The 6,000-nt window shown below is 37.3% G+C and carries 4 protein-coding genes; 2 read left to right on the forward strand and 2 right to left on the reverse strand.

Features of this window, described 5'->3' with window-relative positions; genetic code table 11:
- Positions 1–139 precede the first annotated feature (139 nt).
- On the reverse strand, positions 140–1,771 hold the full coding sequence (locus tag ACM0OS_RS13630) for a DUF1565 domain-containing protein (RefSeq protein WP_414543731.1): 1,632 nt from the start codon (positions 1,769–1,771) through the stop codon (positions 140–142).
- A gap of 817 nt (positions 1,772–2,588) precedes the next feature.
- Here ACM0OS_RS13630 and ACM0OS_RS13635 point away from each other — a divergent pair.
- Positions 2,589–3,275, forward strand: coding sequence for a PHP domain-containing protein (locus tag ACM0OS_RS13635; protein WP_414543728.1), 687 nt, complete (start codon positions 2,589–2,591; stop codon positions 3,273–3,275).
- 128 nt (positions 3,276–3,403) lie between these two features.
- Here the strand turns inward: ACM0OS_RS13635 and ACM0OS_RS13640 are convergent, their stop codons facing one another.
- The gene (locus ACM0OS_RS13640) at positions 3,404–4,693 is read right to left on the reverse strand and encodes a hypothetical protein (RefSeq protein ID WP_414543729.1); all 1,290 of its coding nucleotides are present in this window, start codon (positions 4,691–4,693) and stop codon (positions 3,404–3,406) included.
- A gap of 175 nt (positions 4,694–4,868) precedes the next feature.
- Here ACM0OS_RS13640 and ACM0OS_RS13645 point away from each other — a divergent pair, with 175 nt between their 5' ends.
- Entirely contained in the window at positions 4,869–5,909 is a 1,041-nt protein-coding gene (locus ACM0OS_RS13645; protein ID WP_414543730.1) for a hypothetical protein, read from the forward strand.
- Positions 5,910–6,000 lie beyond the last annotated feature (91 nt).

Genomic DNA, 6,000 nt, shown 5'->3' on the forward strand with positions numbered 1-6,000 from the left:
AATAACACGCTATCAGCGACTTCAGTCAAATAGTTACCAATTTTAAGCAAAAATATAAAAATATTTACTTAGTGAATAAGTATAAAAAATTAGCTTATCTCCGGAAATACTCCCAAAAGATAAGCCAAACTTTTCTGTATTAATTCAACGGCTCAATAATGGTTTTTAAACCATTACTATTCAGTATGCTTACTATTTCATCAGCATTCTGACGATTACTAAAAACTCCCGCTTGCATGACTCTGCGACCCTGACGGATAGTAGGAAATGCACCAGGTGCCAAATTTCGCACCATATCTCTTTCTCGGTCGGTGGTAACATTGACCACTACGCGGTAACGGACACCCCTCTGTTGAACGTTAGTAGGAGGCAAGGCAGTTGTACGAGTTGGGGTCACTGGTGTCGGTTGCAGATTACCAGAAGCGCCAATGGGAAGATTACCATTAGGGTTTGCTTGTAGAACTGATTCACCAAACGGAGGTTCCCCCGATGTAGGCAATGGTTGGATGGGACTGATGTTTACAGGCGGTGATGCAGGAGCCGTAAATTCAACCGTATTGGGATCGATCTTGACGTAATTCATCTGTGGTTGCACAGGCTGGGTGGGCTGACTAGGCGCAGCAAAAGTAATTTCTCCATTGGCTGGGATGTCTTGAATAACACGATTGGCCACAGTAACGGGAGGAGAATTTTCCGCTATGGGTGCTATTTGTGCGTTGAAATCTACCTGACCAGCAACGCGATTTTGAGCCAGCGTATTGCCAGCAGCAGGAATTACTTCTTTCGCGGCACTAGCATTAATGTCATGGCGAGTATTATTACGAAATTCATTACCACCTGGTTCAGCAACAGTACCCAAATTTGGGATTGCTTGAGCGATCGCTACTAAACCATCTTCTTGACTACCTTGAATTAAATTATTGCGTAAAATTGGGCGAGCATTAGCTTGTACTATAATTCCAGAGCGATTGTTTTGAATTTGATTACTGACTACTATAGGTGCAGCATTTTGGGTAATATTAATCCCAAAACCCGTTTGTTCAAAGACATTTTCCCGCACTTGGGGCTGAGAAGTACCACCAATTGTGATGCCATTGGCACCGTTGCGATGAAAGTAATTCTTGTTAATAGTTGGGGTACTTTTGCCAGCAATAGAAATCCCATCCTGGGTATTGCCAGTAAATGTATTGTCCGTGATTAGCGGATTGCTTGATTCAATCCATAAACCATAACCACGGGGATTTGGGTTTGTTACTGTTACTCCAGTTAACTTCGCTTGGTTGGCCCCAATCAGGGTAACGTTTTGACCACCAAAGCTGCGGCTGAGAAATCCACCTCCGCCTTGAATCGTTATGCCCTGTCCTTTGGTAGCAGCATCGCCTTGAATGGAAACACCCGTTTTGAGAAGCAGAGGAAAAGACTCTCCAGTGTCAGCGCTGTAAGTGCCTGGGGACAGTACAATTACCGTATTGGCAGTAGCTAGTTTCAATGCTTGGGTAATTGTCTTGACGGGAGCGCTTTCACTACCATTATTTACAGTATCGTCACCCATGTCTGGGTTCACAAACAACATATTAAGCTGAGATGTTGTTTCACTCAGCAGTATTTGCTTTGGTAGAGATGGCAACTGAGCAACGGCACTACTGAGGTTTACACTGAGTAACACTGTGCTTACTACTCCTATACCAAGTGTGAAAGATAATATTCTCGAAATAGCAGGTCTTGCCAATTCCAGGGCAGGGTTTGATTTGTTAACCTGGTTATTTAGCATTGATTGCAGGATATCTGCTTGAAGATATTTGGTAGACAAAATAGGGAAACTCAACTTTACACCACTCCTGAGAAGTAACAATAAAGTTTTATACTCTAAGACTAGAGTATGTCGATAATCTTATCCGCATATTGATTGATTTAGTCTGTTACCTATAAAGTAACTTAGGGAAATTTTAGCTTGCTTGACTCTTCCACCGGGAAGAGAACATAAACTATTGCAATATTAGGACTTACCTAAAATTCACGTAGTTATGTCATTACCAGCGATAGCGACGTCATCACCGAAAACTCTGGAATTGCTTTCCTATCGTTGCAATGACAAATTTTGCTTGCGTAAGTTCCTGACTTTTCCACATGAGGTGAAAAGTCAGGTGTAAGTTCTAGAGATAATGCCGCAATTATATTTACTCGTCCTGGGCATTGTTCAGACTTGAGGGCATAGGGACTTCAAACTAAATAAATGTCGAATCATTCGGTAAGCAGGGGAGCAGGGGGGAGAAAGATAACCTTGCATCCCAGTAAATTGGATAATTTAATTTCTGGAAGTCCCATAAAAGCGTTCTCCTCGCTGTCATAATGCCAGATGCATCGATTAATCAGGACAATTTTTCACTAAACTTTATGTCAGCAATCAAAAATACTGATCGCCACAAGCATTGAGATTTGCTAAGGTAGTCTTAACATATTGAAAAATTTGGCTAATTAAAACTGAGAAAATAGCTACCGATACTTTCTAAGTACTGGTATTTTCTCACATATTAAGTGTTGCGTGTTGGTGTGTATGGGGAATCACATATTTTTATTCAGAGAGGGCTATGGTTGTAAATTTTTCTCGGACTTCTACTTCCGCAGAACTTTTAAGGCAAATATTCCACAAGGTTGATGCCAAAAGCTGTCCTAAGTTATTCAATTTTCATATGCATACAGTCCATTCCGATGGCAAGTTGCAACCAAGTGCATTAATGGAGCAGGCGATCGCCATCGGGTTGCAAGGATTGGCTATTACAGACCATCATAATATTGGTGGGTATGAAGCAGCACAAACTTGGTTAGAAGACTGGCAGTGGCAAAATCCTGGTGAAAATACTCCTCACCTGTGGAGTGGTGTAGAAATTAATGCCAACCTGTTAGATGTAGAAGTTCACATTTTGGCTTATGCTTTTGAGCCAGAAAGTTCTATTATCAAACCTTATTTGCAAAAAAAAGCTACTACAGGCACAGCATATCAAGCAAAAAACGTGATTTCTGCTATTCATGATGCCGGAGGATTAGCTGTTTTGGCTCATCCAGTGCGTTACAAGCGATCGCATTTCGACTTAATTCCCGCAGCCGCAGAACGGGGGATCGATGGTGTTGAAGCTTTCTATGCTTACAACAATCCTAAACCCTGGAGACCAAGTTCTTTGGAGTCAGAACAAGTACAACAATTAGCTAGCGAACATAATCTTTTTAATACCTGTGGTACTGATACTCATGGGTTAAGCTTGCTCCAACGTTTGTAATTATGCAGTCATCTATTGTTAACACTCCTGGTTTTTTGCAGCCAGGGGAGTTAATATATTTTGTATTTTAGATTGAGGTTAATGATATTTAAATATAATATAAGAGTTAAATTTTTTTTAAATTTTATTCATACCTTTGTTTTGTCTTTAGCTTTAAAATACCAATAAAGATTAGCAAGAGTTAAATCTGGAATTTCTTGCCAATTTAAAGGAATTAATCCTTTTTGACCTAAAGCAGTTGCTTGTTGAGCAATGTAAGATTCGTAATTACTCCGCAAATTTGGATTCATCATAAATAAAAGTTGATCGCGTAAAGACAAATAATGAGCTTTTTGCTTTAAAGTGTTATAACTTACTAATTCCTCTGACTCAGCTACAATATCTGACTGTAGATTATCCTCTGAATTAGCAGTAGATGGCAATTCTAACTTTGCTAATTTTTTTTGTTCATTGGGACATAAACTTTTTATCCAATCAACATGATTTTGCCAAGATTCCAAAATTGGTAAATCATTGTTACGAATACAGGCAATTTCCGGAAAAATAAAATCTAATTCTTCTTCAGACTCACATCGCTCAATCACAGTAAGGCAATCTTTACGGATTTTATTTTGTAGATGTGCTAGACAATTGCTTACAGCATCTGACTCATTTTGTATTTGATAAGTTAAAGCGATCGCTTGCTCAATTGACCAAGCACACTCTACTCGGCGAAGATGTCCAGCAGCACAAGTTTCTTCTAATAGGAGAGGATTATTATATTGCGATAAAGCATTTGTCAACATTAGTTGTGCATTTGACAGTGTAGAGTTTTTTATATTTGAATCATTTATTGATTGAGCAGTTTTAATTAGTCTTAATGCTTCCTGAAATTGCCCAGAAGCTTGAATTAAGACCAAGTGATGTTGCTGGTATTTGACATCTTGAGCAACTTGGTCAATTCGTTGAATAATTTCTTTTCCCTGGTCTTTTAAAGCTTCCTTGATATCAATAAAACCTTCGTGCATATGCAGATGCAATAACTCTACCTCTTTTTTCAATTTTTGAACTTGATAAAGATTTACCGCTGATAGTACAACTCCTACGGCTACACCACAACCAATTACAGATGTAGTAGCTTGTAGAATCCCTACACTATGCTGAAGACTTTCAATCATTTTGTAAGTTTTTTGAAAACCCCTATGAGTTTGAAGCATCTGTAAGCCACCCATCGCTATCTGTACAGGAGCGAATAAGGAAGTGGTAGGAACTCCTGAAACTCCTGCGAATTTATTAACTACACCAATTGCATGAGCTACGAATTGACCAGTTTCTTTGTTTCTAGCCAGACCAATCAACTTTCCGGCTCCATCACGGACAACTTCATAAACACCAGCCTCAATACCGGATTGAATGATAGGAGCAAACTCAAATAACATATTGTAATTAACTTAAAAGGTAATTTTGGTAGTCTAACTTTTGTGATTACCAAAAATAACCGTATTTTTTCGGAGATGTCTAATTTTAGTAAAATTTGGGCATACTGTAATTAAGGTTAATAATACAAATTCATAGAGTACCAGTTATTGAGTGTAGTATTACGGGGAATTTAATATGAATGAATATTTAAACAGATTTCAAGATGTGGCTATATCTATAGATGAAATTTTAATGCTTGAGGAAAGTTCATTAGAACTTAAGCAATCAGCTACACAACTTCATCAATCAATCAACCCATGTATTCAAGAAGTTAAAAAATATGCTAACAATCTGAGGAATTTACTTCAAGAATGTTTTAATAATTTATCTGATGCCGAAGATGTTTGGCATAGTAAACAAAGAATTACTGACATTGCAACATCTGATCTTTGGGAAGAATTAGGAGCCTTAAGTGGTAATGTATTTAAACTTCGTCGTTTAAAAAATCAATACAAGTTAGAAACTCTTGAAAAAACTAAGATAAATTGGCATAAAAAAGTAACAAAGCTTGAACAATATTTTTTGCTTGAGAATAAGAATCACAAAAATGCATTAAATATTTTTGAAAAAGATGGTTTTGTCAAGCATTTAAGGTTTGAAATAGAAACACAAATAGAAGAAATCAAGATTTCTTTAATGTATTCGACAGCATTAATAATTAATCAAATAGTTGAACCACGTATAGCTTTTTTTCAAAAATGCATTGATCAATTAGATCAAAAAGAAAAATATCAAGTAGTTAGTATCTTTAATTCTGTCAATGAATCTATCAAAAAATTAGTTGAAACAGCATTTATATTTAAAGAGAGAGGAGCTATCATATATTACAACATTAAATACTTAATTGATTCTGTAATTCAAACATCTGATTTCCTAAGCAAACAAAGCGGTTTAACAATTACTAGAAACCAGTTCACTAAGTGTCACGAAGAAGTTATAGAAAAATTAGAAAAGGTAATTGATGCTGTGATTGATGAATTATTTAAATTAACTACTCAAGGAATGGAACAAGCGATCGCCTTTTATAATGACTTTCTAGAGCGACAGTTACGATATCAACAAGAAACACCAGAACAGCGTCTAGCAGAAAAAGTTTGGATTTATCAGCAGCGTTTAGAAATAGCGCGAGTACAAAATGGAATTGATGCAATTTTGAATAACGACTATCCCCAGTAAATTAGCTTTACCAACCACCAACCATCAAAGTAGCTTACCTTAGTGGTGCAGAAAAGTCTTGAACCGCTTGTATACCAGGAGTCTGACTGAG

This window comes from Nostoc sp. CCY0012, from assembly GCF_963920855.1.
GTDB lineage: Bacteria > Cyanobacteriota > Cyanobacteriia > Cyanobacteriales > Nostocaceae > Cyanocohniella.

Coding starts and splice junctions, on each gene's coding strand:
- ACM0OS_RS13630 (WP_414543731.1), bottom strand. CDS start 1,771: ATGCTAAATAACCAGGTTAACAAATCAAACCCTGCCCTGGAATTGGCA.
- ACM0OS_RS13635 (WP_414543728.1), top strand. CDS start 2,589: ATGGTTGTAAATTTTTCTCGGACTTCTACTTCCGCAGAACTTTTAAGG.
- ACM0OS_RS13640 (WP_414543729.1), bottom strand. CDS start 4,693: ATGTTATTTGAGTTTGCTCCTATCATTCAATCCGGTATTGAGGCTGGT.
- ACM0OS_RS13645 (WP_414543730.1), top strand. CDS start 4,869: ATGAATGAATATTTAAACAGATTTCAAGATGTGGCTATATCTATAGAT.